General features: G+C 72.9%; 16 protein-coding genes and 4 pseudogenes. 14 read left to right on the top strand and 6 right to left on the bottom strand.

The window, feature by feature from the left end:
- Window positions 1-258: 258 nt before the first annotated feature.
- Window positions 259-455: pseudogene (locus IEZ17_RS21970) on the top strand (2Fe-2S iron-sulfur cluster-binding protein); the annotation flags it as partial.
- A gap of 25 nt (window positions 456-480) precedes the next feature.
- Complete coding sequence (gene fdhD, locus IEZ17_RS21965; RefSeq protein ID WP_189302740.1) at window positions 481-1,371, top strand: formate dehydrogenase accessory sulfurtransferase FdhD; 891 nt, start codon at window positions 481-483, stop codon at window positions 1,369-1,371.
- Between the two features lie 73 nt (window positions 1,372-1,444).
- Here fdhD and IEZ17_RS21960 read toward each other — a convergent pair whose 3' ends face one another.
- Window positions 1,445-1,888, bottom strand: a complete 444-nt coding sequence (locus IEZ17_RS21960; RefSeq protein ID WP_189302738.1) for a MarR family winged helix-turn-helix transcriptional regulator — start codon at window positions 1,886-1,888, stop codon at window positions 1,445-1,447.
- 148 nt (window positions 1,889-2,036) lie between these two features.
- On the opposite strand from IEZ17_RS21960, the gene IEZ17_RS21955 reads away from it, so the two are divergent.
- A complete protein-coding gene (locus tag IEZ17_RS21955) occupies window positions 2,037-2,978 on the top strand; it encodes a quinone oxidoreductase family protein (RefSeq protein WP_189302736.1) in 942 nt (313 codons plus the stop codon).
- A gap of 216 nt (window positions 2,979-3,194) precedes the next feature.
- Window positions 3,195-5,162 (top strand): annotated as a pseudogene (locus IEZ17_RS21950) (exo-alpha-sialidase); the annotation flags it as partial.
- Here IEZ17_RS21950 and IEZ17_RS42615 read toward each other — a convergent pair.
- Window positions 5,054-6,256, bottom strand: a complete 1,203-nt coding sequence (locus IEZ17_RS42615) for a bile acid:sodium symporter family protein (protein WP_229852493.1) — start codon at window positions 6,254-6,256, stop codon at window positions 5,054-5,056. The pseudogene IEZ17_RS21950 and the gene IEZ17_RS42615 overlap by 109 nt on opposite strands.
- Window positions 6,257-6,481: 225 nt before the next feature.
- On the opposite strand from IEZ17_RS42615, the gene IEZ17_RS21945 reads away from it, so the two are divergent.
- The 4 genes from IEZ17_RS21945 to IEZ17_RS21930 all read left to right on the top strand — a co-directional run bounded on the left by IEZ17_RS21945 (window position 6,482) and on the right by IEZ17_RS21930 (window position 11,564).
- On the top strand, window positions 6,482-7,345 hold the full coding sequence (locus tag IEZ17_RS21945) for a LysR family transcriptional regulator (RefSeq protein WP_189302923.1): 864 nt from the start codon (window positions 6,482-6,484) through the stop codon (window positions 7,343-7,345).
- A gap of 336 nt (window positions 7,346-7,681) precedes the next feature.
- Entirely contained in the window at window positions 7,682-9,508 is a 1,827-nt protein-coding gene (locus IEZ17_RS21940) for an AMP-dependent synthetase/ligase (RefSeq protein WP_229852492.1), read from the top strand.
- A gap of 163 nt (window positions 9,509-9,671) precedes the next feature.
- Window positions 9,672-10,502 (top strand): aldo/keto reductase, encoded by an 831-nt coding sequence (locus tag IEZ17_RS21935; RefSeq protein WP_189302732.1) that lies wholly within the window; start codon window positions 9,672-9,674, stop codon window positions 10,500-10,502.
- Window positions 10,503-10,772: 270 nt separating this feature from the next.
- The gene (locus tag IEZ17_RS21930; protein ID WP_189302730.1) at window positions 10,773-11,564 is read left to right on the top strand and encodes a VOC family protein; all 792 of its coding nucleotides are present in this window, start codon (window positions 10,773-10,775) and stop codon (window positions 11,562-11,564) included.
- Between the two features lie 435 nt (window positions 11,565-11,999).
- Here IEZ17_RS21930 and IEZ17_RS21925 read toward each other — a convergent pair whose 3' ends face one another.
- Window positions 12,000-12,917, bottom strand: coding sequence for a class I SAM-dependent methyltransferase (locus IEZ17_RS21925; protein WP_189302729.1), 918 nt, complete (start codon window positions 12,915-12,917; stop codon window positions 12,000-12,002).
- Window positions 12,918-13,048: 131 nt separating this feature from the next.
- On the opposite strand from IEZ17_RS21925, the gene IEZ17_RS21920 reads away from it, so the two are divergent.
- The gene (locus IEZ17_RS21920; RefSeq protein ID WP_189302727.1) at window positions 13,049-14,128 is read left to right on the top strand and encodes a DUF1266 domain-containing protein; all 1,080 of its coding nucleotides are present in this window, start codon (window positions 13,049-13,051) and stop codon (window positions 14,126-14,128) included.
- 21 nt (window positions 14,129-14,149) lie between these two features.
- A complete protein-coding gene (locus IEZ17_RS21915) occupies window positions 14,150-15,169 on the top strand; it encodes a YihY/virulence factor BrkB family protein (protein WP_229852490.1) in 1,020 nt (339 codons plus the stop codon).
- A gap of 13 nt (window positions 15,170-15,182) precedes the next feature.
- Here the strand turns inward: IEZ17_RS21915 and IEZ17_RS21910 are convergent, their stop codons facing one another.
- A complete protein-coding gene (locus IEZ17_RS21910) occupies window positions 15,183-15,494 on the bottom strand; it encodes a 4a-hydroxytetrahydrobiopterin dehydratase (RefSeq protein ID WP_189302725.1) in 312 nt (103 codons plus the stop codon).
- 213 nt (window positions 15,495-15,707) lie between these two features.
- Between IEZ17_RS21910 and IEZ17_RS21905 the strand changes: the two genes are divergently transcribed.
- Complete coding sequence (locus tag IEZ17_RS21905) at window positions 15,708-16,517, top strand: helix-turn-helix domain-containing protein (protein ID WP_189302723.1); 810 nt, start codon at window positions 15,708-15,710, stop codon at window positions 16,515-16,517.
- 51 nt (window positions 16,518-16,568) lie between these two features.
- Here the strand turns inward: IEZ17_RS21905 and IEZ17_RS21900 are convergent, their stop codons facing one another.
- Together IEZ17_RS21900 and IEZ17_RS21895 are read right to left on the bottom strand one after the other, a co-directional pair.
- Window positions 16,569-16,970 (bottom strand): nuclear transport factor 2 family protein, encoded by a 402-nt coding sequence (locus tag IEZ17_RS21900; RefSeq protein ID WP_189302721.1) that lies wholly within the window; start codon window positions 16,968-16,970, stop codon window positions 16,569-16,571.
- Between the two features lie 231 nt (window positions 16,971-17,201).
- Window positions 17,202-18,548 (bottom strand): amino acid permease, encoded by a 1,347-nt coding sequence (locus IEZ17_RS21895; protein WP_229852518.1) that lies wholly within the window; start codon window positions 18,546-18,548, stop codon window positions 17,202-17,204.
- A gap of 646 nt (window positions 18,549-19,194) precedes the next feature.
- On the opposite strand from IEZ17_RS21895, the pseudogene IEZ17_RS42610 reads away from it, so the two are divergent.
- The 3 genes and pseudogenes from IEZ17_RS42610 to IEZ17_RS45235 form a co-directional block, all read left to right on the top strand.
- Window positions 19,195-19,437 (top strand): annotated as a pseudogene (locus tag IEZ17_RS42610) (GMC oxidoreductase); the annotation flags it as partial.
- A 119-nt stretch (window positions 19,438-19,556) separates the two neighbouring features.
- Window positions 19,557-20,549, top strand: a complete 993-nt coding sequence (rfbB, locus tag IEZ17_RS21885; protein ID WP_189302717.1) for a dTDP-glucose 4,6-dehydratase — start codon at window positions 19,557-19,559, stop codon at window positions 20,547-20,549.
- 11 nt (window positions 20,550-20,560) lie between these two features.
- Window positions 20,561-20,987: pseudogene (locus IEZ17_RS45235) on the top strand (sugar phosphate nucleotidyltransferase).
- Window positions 20,988-21,001 lie beyond the last annotated feature (14 nt).

The raw sequence follows: 21,001 nt of genomic DNA, 5'->3' as shown, positions 1-21,001 counted from the left end.
CGGCCTCCGCACCTCGCGCACCTCGGCCTCCCCCACCCTGCCCTTGCCGACCGGCACGGGAGAGCGTGGACCCGGCCGGTACGGTCAGCGAGGCGCCGCCGCCGGAGCGGGGGATCGGCACAGCGTTCCATGCCGCCACCGAGGTCCAATCCCCGGCCCTCATATGGCAGTTGGAAATAAGACAGGTGACACCGAAGCCCACCCCGGGCGGTGACCGGCACCAACGAGGTCGGTTCCGGCGCCCGGATCTCCACCGAGCAGGCGGGCACCCGGGACGAGGCGGCACAGACCCGGACAACCACCGTGTGCGCCTACCGCGAAGTCGGCTGCAACCCCACGCTCCCGGTGCAGGACAATGAGATCGTCAAGGCCACCTCACCGCACGGCAACCGGTGGCCCACGACACCCCCTGCATCAAGGGCCGCTTCGGCTACCCGCAGGTACAGCAGCGCTGAATCCGACGAGTAGGACTGGTCAGACATGGGACGGGTCACCGAGCGACGCCGCGTCATCCGCATCCGTGACGGTGCCGTGAGCACCCGTCCGGACACCCTGGTCGCCGAGGAGCCGCTGGAGATACGCCTGGGCGGCAAACCGCTGGCGATCACCATGCGGACGCCCGGCGACGACTTCGCGCTGGCGGCGGGCTTCCTCGTCAGCGAGGGCGTCCTCGCAGGCGCGGACGAGCTGGCAAACATCGTCTACTGCGCGGGGGCCACGGGTGGGGGCACCTCCCGGTCGAGCGAAGGCGAGAGCGGGGGAGGTTCGAACACCTACAACATCGTGGACGTCCGACTGGCCGACGGGGTCCCCGTTCCGGACATCACCCTGGAGCGGAACGTCTACACGACGTCGTCCTGCGGGCTGTGCGGCAAGGCCAGCCTGGACGCGGTCCGCACCATCGCGCGCTGGCCGCTGGATCCCCCCTCCGGCGACCCGCTCCGTATCGACCCGGCGACGCTGGCGGCCCTCCCCGACCGACTGCGGGCCGCGCAGCGCGTCTTCGAGCGGACCGGGGGCCTGCACGCCGCCGCGCTGTTCACCGCGGACGGCGAACTGCTGGACATACGGGAGGACGTGGGGCGCCACAACGCGGTGGACAAGATCGTCGGGCGGGCGCTCCAGGACGGCCGGCTGCCGCTGTCGTCGTGTGTGCTGATGGTCTCCGGGCGGGCGTCGTTCGAGCTGGCACAGAAGGCCGTGATGGCGGGCATCCCCGTACTGGCCGCGGTCTCCGCCCCGTCCTCCCTGGCCGTCGACCTGGCCGCCGAGACCGGGCTGACGCTGGTCGGGTTCCTGCGCGGCGCTTCCATGAACGTGTACGCGGGCGAGCACCGGCTCGCCCTGGGAGCGGCGGCCACCACAGGCTGAGGCCACCCACCCGCCGCAGGCGCCGGCGGACCGGCCGGCGGGGTGCGCCCCAGCGTCGGCCGGACCCGGCCGCTCACTCGCCGGGGGCCACGATCCGGGTCAGCAGCGCGATCAGCTGCGCCCGTTCCTCGTCGCTCAGCGCGGCGGTCAGCTCCGCGTTCGCCGCATCGCCGAGCCGCTGCGTACGGCGCAGCCGCCGCTGCCCCTCCGCCGAGATCTCGACGGCGTTCTTCCGCCGGTCCTTGGGGTCGGGGGTGCGGGTGACCAGCCCGTCGCCCTGGAGGTCGTTGACGATCGCGACCATGTCCTTGGGGTCGATGCCCACCGTCCGGCCGAGCTCCGCCTGGGAGACCGGGCCGAGTTCGGCGACCGCGGACAGCACGGCGTGATGCATCATCCGCATGCCTTCGGTGGCGAGCGCCTCGGCGACGAGCCGGTGGCCGCGGGCGGCGGCGCGGCCCAGCAGCCAGCTGGGGAGGGCGCGGATCCGGCTGGGGGCGTAGGGGGTGTCGGCCATGGGACCACCGTACCGGGAAATCCATGGGGTGGACCAACATAGGGATCTCCAACGGAAACCATTGGCAAGCCCAATGGTTTGTGGTTATCGTTGGGGCATCCAATGAAACTGGTCGGAGTGCGACCGACTCCTGTGGAGGTGACGGCCCATGCGCCGCGTCCGATTCCATGCCTACGGCGGCCCCGAGGTCCTGCGCATGGAGGAGACCGAGGAGCCGGTGCCCGGCCCCGGCGATCTCCTGGTGCGCACCGAGGCGATCGGCGTCACCCTGCCGTCGGTGCATCAGGTCCGCGGCGACGGGAAGGGCGGCGGTGTGCCGCTGCCCGGGGTGCTCGGCGGGGAGGTCGCGGGAGAGGTCATCGCGCTCGGGCCGGAGGTCAGCGGCTTCGCCGTCGGCGACCGCGTCACCTCGCTCACCCTCACCGGCTCGTACGGCGAACTCGCCCTCGCGCCCGCCTTCCTGGCCAGTCGCATCCCCGACGGCGCGAGCGCGGTGCAGGCGGTGGCGCTGGTCCGCAGCGGGCATGTCGCGCTGGCCGCGCTCAGCACCGCCGCACCGGCCGCCGGCGAGTCCGTACTGATCACCGGAGCGGCCAGCGCCACCGGGCATCTCGCCGTCCAACTGGCCAAGCTCCAGGGGGTGGGGCGGGTGGTGGCCGCGGTCGGCTCGCCGGCCAAGGCGGAGTTCCTGTACGGGCTGGGCGCCGACGAGGTGGTGACCTACGACCAGGAGTCCTGGGGCGAGCCGGCCGACATCGTGCTGGACGGCGTCGGCGGCGACCTGCTGCCGCGCGCACTGGCCGCGCTCGCGCCCGGCGGGCGGCTGGTCTTCTTCAACTCCGGCGGCGGCACGGTCCCGGCGTACGAACTGCTGGCAGGTGCGAAGACCATCACCGGGCTGACCATGCGGCGCTTCTCGACCGTCCACCGGGAGCTGTACGAACAGCACCGCGGGCAGCTGTGGGAGCTGGCCGGATCCGGCCGGCTGCGGGCCGCGGTGCACGCCGAACTGCCGCTGGCGGAGGCGGCGAAGGCGCACGAAATCATCGAGGCCAGGGCCAATCTCGGCAAGGTGGTCCTCCGGCCGTGACCCGTCCGGTACGCGCCGCCGCTCCCCCGCGCACCCCGGGCGGCGCACACGGCGCATCGCTCCGGTCCCGGGAGAGTGAATTCCGGCGCCGGCGCGGAGAACCGACGCAGGCTCCTTGTCGCGGTCCGCACGCGGCAGTAGCTTCCGTCGCATCTGCACATAGGACGTTGGATGTCCTGATGACCCGACCCGATGCCTCGAAGGGCAGGCCGGACCATGACGTCGGTTCTCCGCGCACACCCCCGCCTCCGCAGCAGACCCCGGCGCCACCGCGCGCCGGCTCCTCTCGCCGCCCTCGCCGCGCTGACCGCCACCGCCCTCGGCGCCCTCGGCGCCCTCAGCGCCCTCAGCGCCCTGGCGACCGCCCCCGCACAGGCCGCGCCCGACGCCCCCTCGGGCGGCTTCGACCAGCAGGTGCTCTTCAAGGCGGCCCGGGAGAAGGGGTACTCCTGCTTCCGTATACCCGCCATCGTGCGGACCACCCGCGGCACCCTCCTCGCGTTCGCCGAGGGCCGGGTGCACGACTGCGGTGACGCGGGCGACATCGACCTCGTCCTCAAGCGCTCCACGGACGGCGGCCGGACCTGGGGCCCGCTCCAGGTCGTCAACCACGGCAACGGGGACACCCACGGCAACCCGGCGCCCATCGTGGACCGCCGCACCGGCCGCATCGTCATCGCCGAGACCTACAACAAGGGCCGCACCGACGGCCTCAGCTGCGACGTCCCCTGCGACCGCACCCCGCACCTCCAGTACAGCGACGACGACGGCGCCGCCTGGTCCGCGCCCCGGGACCTCACCCGCAGCATCCGCCCCCGGCAGTGGAATTCCTGGTACGCCACCGGCCCCCTGCACGGAATCCAGCTCACCAGGGGCCGGCACGCGGGCCGGCTGCTCTTCGGCGTCAACTCCGAGAGCTACGCGGGCCACCGGATAACCGCCAACCACGCCGCCCTGATCCACAGCGACGACGGGGGCGCCACCTGGAAAGTCGGCGCAGTGGACACCTGGCCGGTCGCCGCGGACGGCACCTTCCGCCAGAAGCCCTCCGAAATGGCCCTCCTGGAGCGCTCCGACGGCTCCGTCTACGTCAACGGACGGGAACAGGACGGCACCGACCTGGGCAACCGCACCGCCGCGGTCAGCCGCGACGGCGGCGACTCCTTCACCGCCCCGTTCCGCGCCATCCCCGACCTCTACACCCCGATGGTGCAGGCGTCGGCGCTGCGCCTGCCGCACTCGCCCGCCGCCGGGGGCCACGGCCGCACCCTGCTCGCCGCGCCCGCCGACCCCGACCGGCGGCGCACCATGACCATCCGGTCCTCCTACGACGAGGGCCGCACCTGGGAAGGCGTCGACCGCGGCGCCCGGGTCACCGCCGACTGGTCCGGCTACTCCGACCTGGTCGCCATCTCCCCCCGCGTCACCGGCCTGCTCTACGAGGGCGGCACCGCCGACGCCCACGACGAGATCCGCTTCGCCCGTTTCACCGAGGACTGGCTCGGCCCGCGCCGCGCCCCGGACCCGACCACGCCCGACACCGCCCGCGGCGCCCGCCCGGCGCTGGTCCTGGGCGGCGCCCGCCCCACCAGCGGCCCCTTCGGTCACGCGCTGTCCTTCGACGGCAAGAACGGCGCCGTCCGCCTCCCCTACCGCGACTCGCTCCCCCTGGGCGGCGACGACTTCACCTGCACCCTGTGGTTCCGCTACCGGGCGACGGCCGGGGAGCAGCCGCTGCTGTGGATGGGCGGGGTGGGCAGCACGTCCCCGCAGGTCGCGGTGGCCGGCGACCCCGCACACCGCCGGATCACCGCCTGGCTGACGGCCGTCGACGGCGTCGGGCCCCCCGCCACCGCCCGAGTATCCGCCAACGGCGCGTACAACGACGGCGGCTGGCACCACCTGGCGCTGCGCCGCACCCGCGGCCGGCTGCTGCTCACCGTGGACGGCACCGCGACCACCACCGCGGCCGATGTCCCCGGGTCGGTCAGCCGCACCTCGGTCTTCGGCGTCCACCTGGGCCAGCGGCCCGACGGCCGCGCCCAGTTCACCGGCGCCCTCGACGAGGTACGCGTCTACCGGCGGGCCCTGACCGACGCCGAGCTCTCCCGGGTCCGCGGCACCAACGCCTCGGTCGCCGGCCCGCTGGTCCTCGGGCTCCCGCTGGACCGGGTCACCGGCGGCGGACCGGACTGACCCCGCCCGGAGGCGTCCGGTGCCTCCTCCGCATCCGCCCGCGCCGCGTACCGCTTCGCGAGCACCGCGCACACCATCAACTGCATCTGGTGGAACAGCATCAGCGGCAGCACCGCCAGCCCGGCCTGGGCACCGAAGAGGACGCTGGCCATCGGGAGCCCGGCGGCCAGGCTCTTCTTCGAGCCGGCGAAGGTGATCGCGATCCGGTCCGCACGCGGGAAGCCGAGCCTCTTCGACCCGTACGAGGTGACCGTCAGCATGGCCGCCAGCAGCACCGCCTCCACACCCACCAGGCACAGCAGCCGCAGCGGGGAGACCTGCCGCCAGATGCCCTGGACCATCCCGGCGCTGAACGCGGCGTAGACGACCAGCAGGATCGAGCCGCGGTCCACGAACCCGAGGAGCTTCTTGTGCCGGACGATGAAGTCGCCCTCCCGTCGCCCGCCACCGCCCTGCCCGACGCTCCCCCGGACTCCGTCCGGGGGGACCCCCACCGCGCGACCCCTCTTGCTCCACCAGCGCCGCAGCAACTGCCCCGCGAGGAACGGCAGCAGCAGTTGGCAGACGATCGAGACGAGCGAGTGCGCGGAGAAGCCGCCGCCGTGCAGCACCAGCCCGGCCAGGAGCGGCGTGACCACGATCCCGACGATGCTGGAGAACGACCCGGCGCAGATCGCCGCCGCGACATTGCCGCGCGCGATGGAGGTGAACGCGATCGACGACTGGACCGTGGACGGCACCAGGCACAGGAACAGCAGGCCGGAGTAGAGGTTCGGCGGCAGCACGTACGGGACCAGACCGCGGGCGGCCAGGCCGAGCACCGGGAAGACCGCGAAGGTGCAGGCCAGGGTGGTCAGATGGAGGCGCCAGTGGCGCAGGCCGTCCATCGCCTCCCGGGTGGACAGCCGCGCCCCGTAGAGGAAGAAGAGCAGCGCGACGGCCCCGGTGGAGGCGCCGTCGGCGACGGCGGCGGCGGGGCCGGCGGCGGGCAGCAGGGCCGCCAGGGCGACGGTCCCGACGAGCGCCAGGATGTAACCGTCCACGGGGAGCCAGGAGGGGAGGCGGAACAGAGGGCGGCGCATGGTCTCTCTTCGGGGTCGGCGGCTCACGGGCGGTGGCATGGACGGTGCCCTGCCCAGAGTGCCGGGCGCCGCGGCGATCGGGAACCCCTCTTACCGTGGTGACTGTCATCATGGAATGAGATGAGCAAGTACGCGCTGCCCGGTCAGCGGGTTCGTGGCGGCGCTCCCGAGGAGCGCCGCGGACGGCGGCCGGGCGCGGCGTCCGGCCCGCCCCTGGAGGTCCCCGTGTTCGAGCCCGCGCAGCTGCGCACCTTCCTCGCGGTGGCGCAGACGCTGAGCTTCACCCAGGCCGCGCACCGGCTCGGGCTGCGGCAGTCGACGGTGAGCCAGCACGTACGGAAGCTGGAGGAGGCCGCCGGTCGGCGGCTGTTCGCCCGGGACACGCATGCCGTGGAGCTCACCGAGGACGGCGAGGCGATGCTCGGCTTCGCGCGCACCATCCTGGAGGCCAACGAGCGGGCGACGAGCTTCTTCGCGGGAACCCGGCTGCGCGGGCGGCTCCGCTTCGGCGCCTCCGAGGACTTCGTGCTGACGCGTATGCCGGAGGTGCTCGAAGGTTTCCGGCGCGACCACCCCGAGGTCGATCTGGAGCTGACCGTCGAGCTGTCCGGCACGCTGCACGAGCTGCTGGCGGCCGGGCGGCTGGACCTCGTGCTGGCCAAGCGGCGGCCCGAGGAGTCGCGCGGGCGGCTGGTGTGGCGGGACCGACTGGTGTGGGTGGGCACCGAGCGGCTGCGGCTGGACCCGCAGCGGCCGGTCCCGCTGGTCGTTTTCCCGCCACCCGCGGTGACCCGGGCCCGAGCGCTGGAGGCGCTGGAGCGCCAGGGCCGGGAATGGCGGATCGCCTGCACCAGCGGCAGCCTGAACGGGCTGATCGCGGCGACCCGGGCGGGGCTGGGCGTCATGGCGCACTCCCTGGGGATGATCCCGCCGGGCCTGGTCCGGATACCGCCGCGCGCCGGGCTGCCGGAGCTCGGCGGGGTGGACTTCGCCCTCCTGCACGGGCAGCGCACCGGCGCGGCCCGCGGTCCGGCGGAGGCGCTGGCCGACGCGATCCTGGCGGGCGGCGACCGGCTGCACCTCCCCTAGGGTGTGTCCGGTAGGTCAGAGCCTGAGCCACCGCAGGCATTTTCCGTGGATCTCCCGAATATCTCCCAGGGATCTCCCGCGGAACGCCGTAGTCCTCTCCGGCGGTGCACCGAGACCGCGAGAGGTGCAGAGATTTGGTGCAGATCCGGTCCCGGCATCGTGATCGTCCGGCGGCGAAACAGCCGGACAATGTCCACAGTTACCCGAAGTAACCCGATTTCGTCGCTTGGCCGGTTCGCGTGGCGGAGCGTTCGCGCCGTGGTACCGCACTCCCGCACGCCGCCCCCGTGGGGTACGGTCGCGGCCTTGTGAGAAGCACCACGAGGAGCTGGGCAATTGCGCGAGTTCACCGTCCCACCTCTGGCGACCGCGCCCCGGGTCGGCGGACTGGCCGACTCCGTCTACGACAACGCCGCTTCCGACCCCGGGCGGACCGCACTGGGGCGTAAGGACTCCGCGGGGCAGTGGGAGATCGTCACCGCCGCGCAGTTCCGCGACGAGGTCATGGCCCTGGCCAAGGGCCTGCTCGCCCAGGGCGTCAGGTTCGGAGACCGGGTCGGCATCATGTCCCGCACCCGCTACGAATGGACACTCTTCGACTACGCGCTGTGGTCCATCGGCGCCCAGTCCATTCCGCTGTACCCGACGTCGTCGGCCGAGCAGGTCTTCTGGATGCTGCACAACGCCGATGTTTCGGCCTGTCTCGTCGAGCACGAGGACCACGCGATGACCGTCGGCTCGGTCGTCGACCGGCTCCCCCAACTCCGCAAGCTCTGGCAGCTGGACGCCGAACCGGTGGCCGAACTGACCGCGGCCGGTGCGCACATCGACGACGAGGTGGTGCACCGCCACCGGATGGCCGTCACCCCGGAGGCCACCGCGACGATCATCTACACCTCCGGCACCACCGGCCGCCCCAAGGGCTGCGTCATCACGCACGCCAACTTCATGGCCGAGGCCGACAACATCGTGATGCGCTACGACAAGGTCTTCCGCTCGAAGCCCGGCGACGAGGCCGCGACCCTGCTCTTCCTGCCGCTGGCGCATGTCTTCGGGCGGATGGTGCAGGTCGCCGCGATCCGCGGCCGGGTCAAGCTGGGCCACCAACCCGAACTCGCCGCCCGCGCCCTGATCCCGGACCTCCAGGCGTTCCGCCCCACCTTCATCCTGGCCGTGCCGTACATCTTCGAGAAGGTGTTCGCCGCGGCCCGGCGGCGGGCGGAGGCGGACGGCAAGGTCGGCCCGTTCGACAAGGCCGTCGACGTCGCGGTGCGCCACGCGGAGGCGATGGAGCGCAAGGCGTTCGGCACCGGCTCCGGCCCCGGCGCCTCGCTGCGGATGCAGCACCAGATCTTCGACAAGCTGGTCTACAGCAAGGTCCGCGAGGCGATGGGCGGCCGGGTGCGGCACGCGATGTCCGGCGGCTCGGCCATGGAGCGCCGGCTGGGCCTGTTCTTCGCCGGCGCCGGCGTGCGGATCTTCGAGGGCTACGGCCTGACGGAGAGCACCGCCGCCGCCACCGCGAACCCGCCGGAGCGGACCCGCTTCGGCACCGTCGGCACGCCCGTCCCCGGCACCACCGTCCATATCGCCGAGGACAGCGAGATCTGGCTCTACGGAGGCCAGATCTTCCAGGGCTACCACAACGACCCCAAGTCGACCGATGCCGTGCTGCACGACGGCTGGTTCGCCACCGGGGACCTCGGCTCCCTGGACGAGGACGGCTATCTGACGATCACCGGCCGCAAGAAGGAGATCCTCGTCACCTCCGGCGGCAAGTCGGTCTCGCCGGTGTCCCTGGAGGAGCGCGTCCGGGCCCATCCGCTGGTGGCCCAGTGCATCGTCGTCGGCAACGACCGGCCGTTCATCGCCGCGCTGGTGACGCTGGACCCGGAGGCGGTCGCGCACTGGCTGACCATGCGCGGCAAGCCGGAGATGCCGCCGACCGACCTGGTGCGCGACCCGGACCTGGAGACCGAGATCCGGCGCGCCGTCGTCGCCGCGAACACCCTGGTCTCCCAGGCCGAGTCGATCCGCACGTTCCGGATACTGGCCAACCAGTTCTCCGAGGAGCACGGCCTGCTGACCCCCTCGCTCAAGCTCAAGCGCAAGGCCATCGAAGCGGCCTACGCGGTGGAGGTCGACGCGCTGTACCGGGGGTGAGGGGGCGGGGTGGGGCCGTGCCCCAGGGGCCGTCGGCCGCCCGAAGGGGTCCCTCCCGGGATGACCCGGATTTCCGGGCTTGTCGGCATGCTCGGGAATGTCCGGCGGCGGATGATCGTTGAGACCGCTGTACGCGAAGGCCGACGTAAGGATCGATTCCCCCGTGAGCACGGTTCCGTCCATCACGCTCAACAACGACCTCCCGATGCCCCAGCTCGGTTACGGCGTCTGGCAGATCCCCGACGACGAGGCGTTCGCGGCCGTCGGGCACGCCCTGGAGGCCGGGTACCGCAGCATCGACACCGCGGCGATCTACGGCAACGAAGAGGGCACCGGAAAGGCGCTCGCCGCCTCGGGCATCGCCCGTGAGGAGCTCTTCGTCACGACCAAGCTCTGGAATTCGGAGCAGGGCTACGACGCCACCCTCCGCGCGTTCGACGCCTCGCTGGCCAAGCTCGGCCTGGAGTACGTCGACCTGTACCTGATCCACTGGCCGCTCCCGGCCCGGGACACGTACCTCGACACGTACCGGGCCTTCGAGAAGATCTACGCGGACGGCCGCGCCAAGGCCATCGGTGTCTCCAACTTCCAGCCCGCCCACCTGGAGCGGCTCCTGGGCGAGACCTCGGTCGTCCCGGCGGTCAACCAGATCGAGCTGCACCCGCAGTTCCAGCAGTCCGAGTCCCGCGCGTTCCATGCCCGGCACGGCATCGCGACCGAAGCCTGGTCGCCGCTCGGCCAGGGCAAGGGCCTCCAGGACCCGACGCTCGCCGAGCTGGCCCGGAAGCACGGCAAGACCCCCGCCCAGGTGGTCCTGCGCTGGCACCTCCAGATCGGCAACGTCGTCATCCCCAAGTCCGCCACCCCGTCGCGGATCCGGGAGAACTTCGACGTCTTCGGCTTCGAGCTGGACGACGCCGATCTGGCGGCCGTCGCCAACCTGGACTCGGGCACCCGCATCGGCCCGGACCCGGCCACGTTCGACGTGGCCTGATGCCACCGGGGCCACCGCGCGACCGACACCCGGTACGGCGCCGTCACTTCCGTTCGCGGACGGAAGGGACGGCGCCGCGGCGTCCGGGGACGGCCGCCCGGCCCGGCGGTTCCGCAGCGGGCGGCGGCGGGGGCGGCCCGCGGCGGTGCGCGGTGTCGAGTGGCGGGGTCGGCGGGCGGCGGGAACTGTGGAAAGGGGGCGGTCCCAGCGGCCCGGCCGTCCGGGTCGGTTGCCACTGGGCGGCTACCACTCCGCTCCGAGGAGGCACCGATGCCCGACGTCACCACTCCCTACGCTCCCGGGACGCCCTGCTGGGTCGACCTCGCGGCCCCGGACCAGCAGGCCGCCATCGACTTCTACGCCGGCGTCCTCGGCTGGACCGGCGAGATCGGCCCGGCGGAGACCGGCGGTTATGCCGTCTGCCAGCTGAACGGGAAACCCGTCGCCGGCATCATGGCCGCGGTCCCCATGGGCGACCAGCCGGCGCCGCCGACCGTCTGGACCACGTATCTGTCCTCCGCCGACGCGGATGCCACCGCGCGGTCGGTGGAATCCGCCGGCGGCACCGTCCTCATGCCCGTCATGGACGTGATGACCCTCGGCCGGATGTGCATCGCCGCCGACCCCACCGGCGCGGTCTTCGGCGTCTGGCAGCCGGTCGACTTCCCCGGCGCCGGCGTGGTCAACGAGAGCGGTGCACTGATCTGGAACGAGCTCAACACCAGCGAACGTTCGGCCGCCTCCGCCTTCTACAAGGCCGCTTTCGGCATCGAGACCAGCGAGATGGAAGGCGCCCCGCACTACTACTCCCTCACCGTGCAGGGGAACCCCGTAGGCGGTATGCAGCCGATGCCCGAGCATCTGCCCGCCGACACCCCGTCCCACTGGCTGACGTACTTCGCGGTGGCGGACGCCGATGCGGCGGTCGCCAAGGTGACCGCGGCCGGCGGCAGCGCGATCATGGAGCCCTTCGACATGATCGCCGGCCGGATGGCCGTCGTGACCGACCCGCAGGGCGCGGTCTTCGCGATGATCCACCCGAAGCCGATGGAGCAGGGCTGAGCGGCGGGACGGGGCGACCGGCAGCCTGCCGCCCGTTCACGGCGGCGCCGTGAAGGCGCCCCGTAGGCAGCGCACGCCGGTGCGGAGCAGCAGGCCGGCGGCGGAGCGCCACGGAGTCGTCGAGCACCACCTCGCGGTGCCGCCGGTCCGCTGAGGACCGGGCCGCCAACCGGGCTTCCATCGGCCCTTGTTGCTGCTCCGGGTGGTGCCGTTGGGCGGCGCTCGGCAGCTGTTCGGGCAGATCGCCGTCCGGGTCGGGGCGGGGCGCCGCGCCGCCGAGGGCCGCGGTGGGCGGGGCCGGGTCGCGTCCGCCGAGTCCGGTGGCCGTTCAGGCCGGGGCCGCCGCCGGCGGCGCGTCGGGCCGACGCGGTGCGACCGGTACGCGCCCCGGCCTCACCCCGCCTCCGGGACCGGCCTCCCGGGCCGACGGGCCGGCTACTGTGCGCGCGCCGTGTGCACCGTCTGCGCGGCGAGCAGGAAGGCGTCCGGGCGGCGGGTGATGCCGGCGGGGTCGTAGGGGTCCGTGAGGCGGGCGAGGGTGCTCAGGTCGTCCGGATCCAGCTGGTCGCCGTAGAGCTCCACGGCGCGGGTGAGATTGGCCTGGATGTAGTGGCGGGCGTCGGCGGAGAGGGGCGCCGGCAGGTCCAGCAGGAAGCTGCGGGTCCGGGGGGTGCGCAGGCCGGCGTCGGCCAGGAAGGCGGGCCAGTCCTCGATGGCGTCGGCCGCGTCGGGGAGCGCCACGCGCATCTCCGTGAACCAGTCCTCGGCCGCCGCGTCCAGGCGCGACTGGAGCCCCGGCCGACCGATGCCGATGTCGCGCGGCAGGAAGCGCGGCGCGAGGCCGCCCTCGGAGACGGCGAGCAGCCCGCCGGGCCGCAGGTGGCCGGCGAGGGCGGCGACCGCGCCGCGCTGGTCGCCGACGTGGTGCAGCGCCCGGCTCGACCAGATGACATCGGCGCCGCCGAGCGAGTCCAGGCCGTACGGGACCTCGGCGAGGTGGGTGTGGATCCGGTCGCCGAGGCCGAGGCGCGCGGCGCGGGCCCGGGCGCGCTCCAGGACGGCGCCGTTCGCGTCCACCGCGCACACCTCGGCGGCCGGGAAGGCGCGGGCCAGGAGGCAGCTGACGACACCCGGCCCGCTGCCGATGTCCAGGATCCGGCCGACGGCGCCCTCCCCGGCACCGGTATCTGATGCACCGTCAGCGATCAGCAGGTCCCGCAGCCACCCCGCGGCCTGCTCGTAGAGCGGGGTCTGGAGGGCGGCGCCCCGTTCGAGGAGCGGACCGAGCTCCGCCCAGTCGATGGCGGCGCCGTCCTGCGGGTGCCCGTCCACGGGGCGGTCGTGACTGCTCATGGCATCGAGCCTCCGTTACGGGTCGTTGCGGGGCAAACTGCCTTCCGGTCCGGAGGTCCCCGCCGCGGCCCCTGGTTACGGCGCGGCTGCGGGCCACCGTAAGGTCGGGACCTGTGGGTACTCCGGGATGGATGCCGCCGACGGATACCGAGCGGCGGCTGTACGAAGCGACGGCGCGTGGTGACTGGGACGGACAGGTCGCGGCGATCGCCGGCGAGGATCTGTACCTGGCGGTGCCGCAGCAGGGTCAGGACCCCCTTCCCGTCTACGACGACCCGGCGGCGGGCGGTAAGTGCATTCCCGTACTGACGCGCGGCATGCTGCCGCCCTGGCAGCCACAGCAGTTTTTCGACCGGGTGTCGGTCGAGGAACTGGCGCAGGACTGGCCCAACGACCGGTGGCAGCTGGCGGTCAACCCGGGCACCCCGTTCGCCGCGTACCTGGCCGCGACGCCCGCCCACCGCGCCGGCTGGCTGCGGGTCCGGGCGCAGTACGGGCCGCGGCCCGGCGGGCTGCTCGCCGCCCATCAGGGCGCTTGGCAGCACGGCCCGGTCGCGCAGGGACTGGCCTGCGGCGCGCCGCTCGCGGTGCACCACAGCGTCCCGTGGAACGAGCTCGGTACCGCGTTCCTGGACTACGCCTCGGACGCGGAGACGCTGCGCGAGCAGTGGTCGGTGACCGACCCGGCCGGCTGGCAGCAGCGCTTCGACCAGCTGCTCGGCGGGCGGTTCGTACCGGCCGAGACGGAGGCGGCGCTGCGCGCCCGGCACGGCGGGGCGCCGGGAGCGGGGGCGGGGGTCCCGTCCGGGGACGCGCCCGCGGTGCCCGAGCTGGTGGACCGGTACGAGGAGCGGTTCCGGGCGGACGGCCTGCTGCCGGCCGGCGGCCGGGTGGTGTCGCTGGCCGCACTCGACCTCGCGCACGCCGTCGGCCTGGTGCGGTGGGGGCTGGGTGCGCGGCTGTGTGCACCGCCGCAGGCCGAGCAGGCGGTGACGCGGGTGGCCGCGCGGGCCCGTGAGGTGTACGGCTCGTGGGACGAGTTCGCCGCGGGCTATGCGCTGGGCCGGATGCTGGCGTTCGACAACGGCTGGTTCGGGCCGCCGTACACCGAGGCGGCGCACATCCACCGGGTACTGACCCGGGACCCGGCCTCTCCGTGGCGCTCCCTGCCCTTCTCCTCACGGGGGGATGGCGTGGCATCGTTCGCCTGACAGCGGCGGCGGAGAACCGGGATGATGCAGGACCAGTACGGCACAGAGGACGGATACGACATGGGCGCGAGCAGTATGCGCGGCGAGGCGCGCCGGCGGACCACGACGGCGGAGCCCGCCCCGGAGGCCGACGCCGCACCGCCCGGGGCCCCGGCACCGGCCGCCGCCGCGCGCCCGGCCCACCGCCCCGCCTGGAAGCGGTACCGCACCGCGCTGCGCCGTACACCGCTGTCCGTGTGGCACGACGATGTGACGGACTGGGCGGCGAGCCTGACGTACTACTCGGTGCTGGCGCTGCTGCCGTCGGCGATCGTGACCATCTCGCTGATCGGGCTCGCCGATCCGGCGGGCACCGAGCAGCTGATCAACCGGCTCAGCTCGATCGCGCCCGCCGAGTCGGGCGCGACGGTCCGCCATGCGCTGGTCGTCATGGCGCACCAGCGCACCGCCGCTTGGGTGGTGGTGGGCGGTGCGCTGGCCAGCGCGCTGTGGTCGTCGTGCAGCTATCTGGCGGTGTTCCGGCGGGCGCTGCACGCCATGCACCGTACGAAGGACGACCGGCCGCCGTGGCGGAAGGCGCCGCGGATCATCGTGACGGCGCTGCTGCTGATGGCGCTGCTGATCAGCAGTGCGGTGGCGCTGCTGGTGAGCGGGCCGGTGGCGACCGCGCTGGGCCGGGCGCTGGGTCTCGGCGAGGCGGGCGAGACGACCTGGAACGTGCTCCAGTGGCCGCTGCTGCTGCTTCTGGCGACCGTGCTGGCGATGGTGCTGTTCCGGTCCGGGCCGCCGCATTCGCGCGGGGTGCGGCGGGCGGGGCCGGGCGGGGTGCTGGCGGTGCTGCTGTGGCTGGTGTCGTCGGCGGGCTTCGCCTTCTACGCCTCGTACGTGGGCACCTTCAACCGGCTCTACGGTTCGCTCGCCGGGCCCGTGGTGTTCCTGATCTGGCTGTGGTTCTCGAATCTGTCGCTGCTGTCCGGCGCCCAGTTCAACGTCGAGCTGGCGCGCGCCGGCCGGATCATCAAGCCGCGCGCCCCGAGCTGACGGCCGGCCCGGCTCAGTCGGCGCCGTGCGCCGCGGCGATCTCCTCGATCCGGTGGGCCAGGCCGAAGTCGAGAGCGGTGATCCGGCCGCCGATGCTGTGCGTGTTCACCGCGACGGCGAGCCGGTTGTACCCCAGCGTCAGATCCGCGTGGTGGTCCAACTCCTCCTGGATCCGGGCGATGTGCATGACCATCACGGCGGCCGGGAGGTGGCCGCGGAAATGGTAGCGGCGGCACAGCAGGGTGCCGTCGACGGTCCAGCCGGGCAGCTCCGCGAGGCGGTCCCGGATCTCCTCGTCGCTGAGCGGTTCCACCTGAGCATGCATCGCGCTCGCCTCCCACCGTGTGCCGGTGCCGCCCTACGGGTGCGGCACCTCCAGCCTGTCACGGCGGGCGCGGTTCGCGCGCCCGCGCACGGAGGGTGAGCGGCGCCCTTCCGTGTGCCACGGCCGCGGACGCGCGGCGGTCCCGCCCGGTCACACCGCCGCGACCTCCAAGTTACCGAAGGTAACACCAGTCGCGTCGGTTACTTTCCCCCCATGACGACTACCGCGGCGCTCGCGCCGGAATCCACGGGTGTGGGCACCCTGTTGCGGGAATGGCGCGACCGGCGCCGGATAAGCCAGCTGGAACTGGCGCTGCGCGCCGACTCCTCCGCCCGCCACATCAGCTTCATCGAGACCGGCCGGGCCCGGCCCAGCCAGGAGATGGTGCTGCGGCTGGCCGAGCATCTCGACGTCCCCGTACGGGAACGCAACGTCCTGCTGATCTCGGCCGGTTACGCCCCGAGCTTCCCGGAGACCCCGCTGGACGACCCGTCGATGACCGCGCTCCGGGCGGGCCTGGAACGGATGCTGAGCGGCTACGAGCCGTACCCCGCCCTGGTGGTGGACGGCGTGTACCACGTGCAGGCGGCGAACAACGGCATCGCCATGCTGCTCGACGGCATCGACCCGGCCCTGCTGCGACCACCGCTCAACGCCATGCGGATCACCCTCCACCCGGGCGGCCTGGCCCCCCGCATCCGCAACTTCCTGGAGTGGCGCGGGCATCTTCTCGACCAGATGGAACGGCAGTTGGCGCTGCTGCGGTCGTCGCCGCTGCGGGATCTCTACGACGAGGTGAGCGGGTACCCGCTGCCCGAGGGCGGGCGGGAGACCGCGGCGTTCGGCGACCATCCGCCGTTCGCCCTGCCGATGATGATCGAGCACGACGGCGCGGTGCTGTCCTTCATCTCGACGATCGCCACCTTCAACACCCCGATGGATGTGACCGTTTCGGAACTGGCGGTGGAGACCTTCCTGCCCGCCGACCCCGAAACGGCCGCGTTTCTGCGGACGTCGACGTGATGCGGGTACCGGTCGCCGGCCGCGCCTGACATCACGTCACCGCGCGGCGCCTCACATCGCCGGGACGCGGTCCAGGAATCCGAGCACCGAACGGATCCGGCCGTCCGCCGCCAGCCGCACCACGTCGAACCCGGCGACCGGCGCCGACCCGTCCGGGGCCACCAGCTCCCAGCCGAACCGTGCGATGTCGTGGTGGCCGTCCACCGCCCCCAGCAGCCGGAAGACGAACCCCGGGAACTGCTGGTGCGCGCCGGCGATCGCCGCCGCAAGCCCCTCGTGGCCCGCGACGTCGGCCAGCGGGTCGGTGTAGGTGGCGTCCTCGGTGAACGCCGCGGCGACCGCCTTGGCCCGCCCGCCTTCCTCGGTGGCGTTCCACGCCTCGATGTACCGCGCCGCGGCGGCGGAGTGGTCGATGGCCTGACCGGCGGTGCTGTACTGCTCGTGCTGCGACATGGCGAACTCCTGGTGATATCCGGAAGAGACGTAGCGGCATCGGTTCGCGGGCCGGAGTGCGCCGGCCCGCGAACCGATGCCGCTACCCTGCCGACACCGGCCGGGAGGGTCGATTACGTGGGAGGTAATCCCCCGGACCGCACAGGGACTTGGCCGCCGGCACGAGGGAGGAACGTGCTGCCGGTGGACACCGGGGCCCGGCCTCCTGGCCGGCCCCCGGCGGTCCGGCTGCTACGCGCCCGGGCCGCTGCCGCTGAGCACGGGGGACGGCGCCGCCTCCCGGGCCTCCTCCGTGCGCTCCTCGTCGTCGCGGCGCTCCGCGCGGTCCGACCGCCGGGCGGCCATCAGCGCGTACACCAGGATGCCGGCGAAGAGGAACAGCACGCCCTGGTAGATGGCCGCGTAGCCGGCGCCGGCGACGAGCCAGAAGGTGAAGCCGAACGCGAGCACCGCAAGCGTCAGATCGCGGGCGAAGCGGCCGGGGCGGACCTTGTCGCGACGGCCGCTGAGCAGGAAGTAGATCTGGGCGCCGGCCGCCAGGAGGTAGGGGACGGTGGCCGAGAAGGTGGTGATCAGCACCAGGATCTCGAAGACGCCGCCGGTGCCGAGGAAGTAGTTGATCACCGTCAGGGCGCTGGCCAGCACGGCGGCGGCCAGCACGCCGAAGGTGGGCACCCCGCGCTGCTTCTTGAGGAACGCGGCCGGGAAGAGGCCGTCCTTGGCGGCGGCGTACGGGGACTGGGCGCTCATCAGGGTCCAGCCGTTGAGCGCGCCGACGATGGAGATCACGGCCGCCGCGGCGATGACCGTACCGCCCCAGTGGCCGCCGAACATCGCGTCCACCGCGTCCGAGAACGGCGCCTGGGACTTCACCAGCTTGTCGTGGGAGACGGTGCCGAAGACGGCGAGGGTGCCGAGCAGGTAGACCACGGCGGCGCCGATGGTGCCGAGGACGGTGGCCCGGCCGACGTTGCGCTCCGGGTCGCGGACCTCGCCGGCGCTCATCGCGGCGGACTCCACGCCGACGTAGCTGTAGAGGAGGATCGCCGCCGCCGCGGACAGCCCGCCGAGGGTGCTGCCGCCGCCCTCGTGGAACGACCCGAGCTTGTGCGGGTCGAAGAAGAACATCCCGACGATCGCGATGAACAGCAGCGGGACGAACTTGAGGACGGTGGAGACCAGTTGGACCGCGCCGACGTAGCGGGTGCCCGCGAAGTTGGCGAGCGCCGGCAACCACAGCGCACCCAGGGCCACCGCGAGATCGAGGCCCTTGGACCCGTGCCCCGGGAGGAGGACGTGCACATAGCCGACGGCGGCCACCGCCAGCGCCGCGTTGCTGACCCAGGTCATGGTCCAGTACGACCAGGCGGAGAGGAACCCGGCGAAGTCGCCGAACGCTTCACGCGCGTAGACGTAGGGGCCGCCGGTGTCCGGATGGCGCTGCGCGAGCCGCCCGAAGACCAGCGCGAGACAGATCGCGCCGAGCGTGAGGACGCCGAAGGCGACCAGGCTGATGGTCCCGAAGGGGGCCACCGAGGCCGGCAGCAGGAAGATGCCGCCGCCGATGATGTTGCCCATCACGAGGGCGGTGGCGGTGATCAGGTTCAACCGGAACGGACGGTTCGATGGAACGTCCAGGTCAGAGGCGGTAGGGGTGACCTCTGCGGCAGGATCGCGGTGCATGGTGTGTGACGCGTCTCTCGTCGTGCTGACTCGCCGGGGTGCCGGCTGGGCCTATGGTCACCGGACGCCCGCACGCCTCAAAATCGCCGCGAATCCTTCTGCCGGACCCGTCCGTCAGGCGAATATCTTCGGTCGTGCCACCTGAAGGCAGGACGACCGCGCCACTACCCGTGCGCGTTGCATCGATTTCGCCGTGGCGGCCCGCGAATCGCGCTGTCTCGCATGGTCAACCGCCGGCAGCTCGACGCGGGCGGCGAGGTGCTGCTCTTCGGCATCGGCCCGGCCGCGGTGCTGCGCGCACGGCATCCGCCCGCGCAACGACCTGCCGGTCGGCGAGAACCTTCAGGACCACGCCCACGCCGGGCTGTCCTACCGCACCGACACCGAGTCGCTGACCAGCGCCCGAACACCCGAGAACCTGGCGCCGCTCACCGGTCACGGCCGCGGCCCGCTGACGTCCAACGTGGCGGAGGCCGGCGCATTCCTGCGCACCCGCGACGACCTGGCCGCGCCGGACGCGCAGATCCACGCCGCCCCGGTGATGTTCGTCGACGACGGGCTCGGCGCGCCCGGCGAGCACGCGTTCGTGATCGGGGCGGTCGTCCTGCGGCCCACCAGCCGGGGCCGGGTCGCGCTGCGGTCCGCACTGCCCTCCGCCAAGCCCCGTATCCAGCACCGCCACTACGCCACCCCCGAGGACCGCGACACGATGGTGCGGGCCATACGGATGGTGCTGGACATCGCGGAGCAGCCTGCGCTCGCGGCCCATCGGCGCGGCCCGCTCCGGGTACCCGCCTCCCTGCCACGCCCCGGCCGCACCGCCCACCGCCGCCGGAACCGGCCGGAGAGCGGCGGCCACTCCCCACTGACCGCACCCCACCCACCCGACGGAGAGGACACCCCATGCGCCTGCTGGTCACCGGTGCCGCCGGTTTCATCGGATCCCACTACGTGCGCGGCCTGCTGTCCGGGGCCCACCCCTCCGCCCGCGACGTCCACGTCACCGTGCTCGACAAACTCACCTATGCCGGCAACCCCGCCAACCTGGCACCGGTGCGCGACCATCCCGGCTTCACCTTCGTCCACGGCGACATCTGCGACGCAGCGCTCCTCACGGACCTGCTGCCCGGTCATGACGCGGTGGTCAACTTCGCCGCCGAAACCCACGTCGACCGCTCCCTCAGCGGCCCGGACGACTTCGTGCGTACCAACGTCCTCGGCACCCACACTCTGTTGGAGGCGGCGCGCCGGGCCGCGGTGCCGCGCCTCGTCCACGTCTCCACCGACGAGGTGTACGGCTCCATCGACGAAGGCTCGTGGACCGAGGACAGCCCGCTGCGGCCCAACTCGCCCTACGCCGCCACCAAGGCCGGTGCCGACCTGCTCGTCCGCTCCTACGCCCGCACCCACGGACTGGACGTGAGCATCACCCGGTGCAGCAACAACTACGGGCCGTACCAGTACCCGGAGAAGGTCATTCCGCTCTTCGTGACCACCCTGCTGTCCGGCGGGACAGTCCCGCTCTACGGCGACGGCCGCAACGTCCGCGACTGGCTTCACGTCGACGACCACTGCCGGGGCATCCACCTCGTTCTGGAGCAGGGCCGCCCCGGCGAGGTCTACCACATCGGCAGCGGCGAAGAGCTGACCAACCTCCACCTGACCGAGCTCCTGCTGGACGCCTGCGGTGCCGACCCCGACCGCGTCCGCCACGTCCCGGACCGCCCCGGCCACGACCGCCGCTACTCCCTCGACGACCGCAAGCTGCGGGCCCTGGGCTACGCCCCCCAAGTGCCGTTCGGCACCGGGCTGCTGGACACCGTCACCTGGTACCGCGACAACCCCGGCTGGTGGCAGCCCCTGCGCAGCCGGGACACCGGGCCGACCAAGGACTAAGGAGAGGCACCATGCGCGGCATCATCCTCGCCGGCGGCTCCGGCAGCCGGCTGCAACCGGTCACCACCGTCTCCTCGAAGCAACTGCTGCCGGTCTACGACAAGCCCATGATCTACTATCCGCTGTCGGTGCTGATGCTCGCCGGCATCCGGGAGATCCTTCAACCGGCACTTCGCCGACCAGGGCCGCGCCCGCCTCGTCGACCTGGGGCGCGGCAGCGCGTGGTTCGACACCGGCACCCACGAGAGCCTGATGGACGCCGCCCTCTTCGTCCAGGTCCTGGCCAAGCGCCAGGGCATACGACTGGCCTGCATCGAAGAGGTCGCCTACCGCATGGGCTTCATCGACGCCGAACAACTCGCCGTCCTCGGCAAGGAGTTCACCGCCACCTCGACCTCCGGCTACGGCCGCTGCCTGCTGGAACTCGCCGGCCGCTGACGAAGCCCCGCGCC

Origin of the sequence: Streptomyces albospinus (assembly GCF_014648695.1) — a bacterium.
Taxonomy (GTDB): Bacteria; Actinomycetota; Actinomycetes; order Streptomycetales; family Streptomycetaceae; genus Streptomyces; species Streptomyces albospinus.
The sequence above is the reverse complement of the archived record's forward strand: the minus strand, read 5'-3'. Positions and strand labels throughout refer to the sequence as shown.

Bases quoted from the DNA above. Each gene is read 5' to 3' on its own strand.
- fdhD (WP_189302740.1), top strand. From the start codon at position 481: ATGGGACGGGTCACCGAGCGACGCCGCGTCATCCGCATCCGTGACGGT.
- rfbB (WP_189302717.1), top strand. From the start codon at position 19,557: ATGCGCCTGCTGGTCACCGGTGCCGCCGGTTTCATCGGATCCCACTAC.
- IEZ17_RS42615 (WP_229852493.1), bottom strand. From the start codon at position 6,256: ATGCGCCGCCCTCTGTTCCGCCTCCCCTCCTGGCTCCCCGTGGACGGT.
- IEZ17_RS21960 (WP_189302738.1), bottom strand. From the start codon at position 1,888: ATGGCCGACACCCCCTACGCCCCCAGCCGGATCCGCGCCCTCCCCAGC.
- IEZ17_RS21910 (WP_189302725.1), bottom strand. From the start codon at position 15,494: ATGCATGCTCAGGTGGAACCGCTCAGCGACGAGGAGATCCGGGACCGC.
- IEZ17_RS21915 (WP_229852490.1), top strand. From the start codon at position 14,150: ATGATGCAGGACCAGTACGGCACAGAGGACGGATACGACATGGGCGCG.
- IEZ17_RS21895 (WP_229852518.1), bottom strand. From the start codon at position 18,548: ATGGGCAACATCATCGGCGGCGGCATCTTCCTGCTGCCGGCCTCGGTG.
- IEZ17_RS21955 (WP_189302736.1), top strand. From the start codon at position 2,037: ATGCGCCGCGTCCGATTCCATGCCTACGGCGGCCCCGAGGTCCTGCGC.
- IEZ17_RS21900 (WP_189302721.1), bottom strand. From the start codon at position 16,970: ATGTCGCAGCACGAGCAGTACAGCACCGCCGGTCAGGCCATCGACCAC.
- IEZ17_RS21925 (WP_189302729.1), bottom strand. From the start codon at position 12,917: ATGAGCAGTCACGACCGCCCCGTGGACGGGCACCCGCAGGACGGCGCC.
- IEZ17_RS21905 (WP_189302723.1), top strand. From the start codon at position 15,708: ATGACGACTACCGCGGCGCTCGCGCCGGAATCCACGGGTGTGGGCACC.
- IEZ17_RS21930 (WP_189302730.1), top strand. From the start codon at position 10,773: ATGCCCGACGTCACCACTCCCTACGCTCCCGGGACGCCCTGCTGGGTC.
- IEZ17_RS21920 (WP_189302727.1), top strand. From the start codon at position 13,049: ATGCCGCCGACGGATACCGAGCGGCGGCTGTACGAAGCGACGGCGCGT.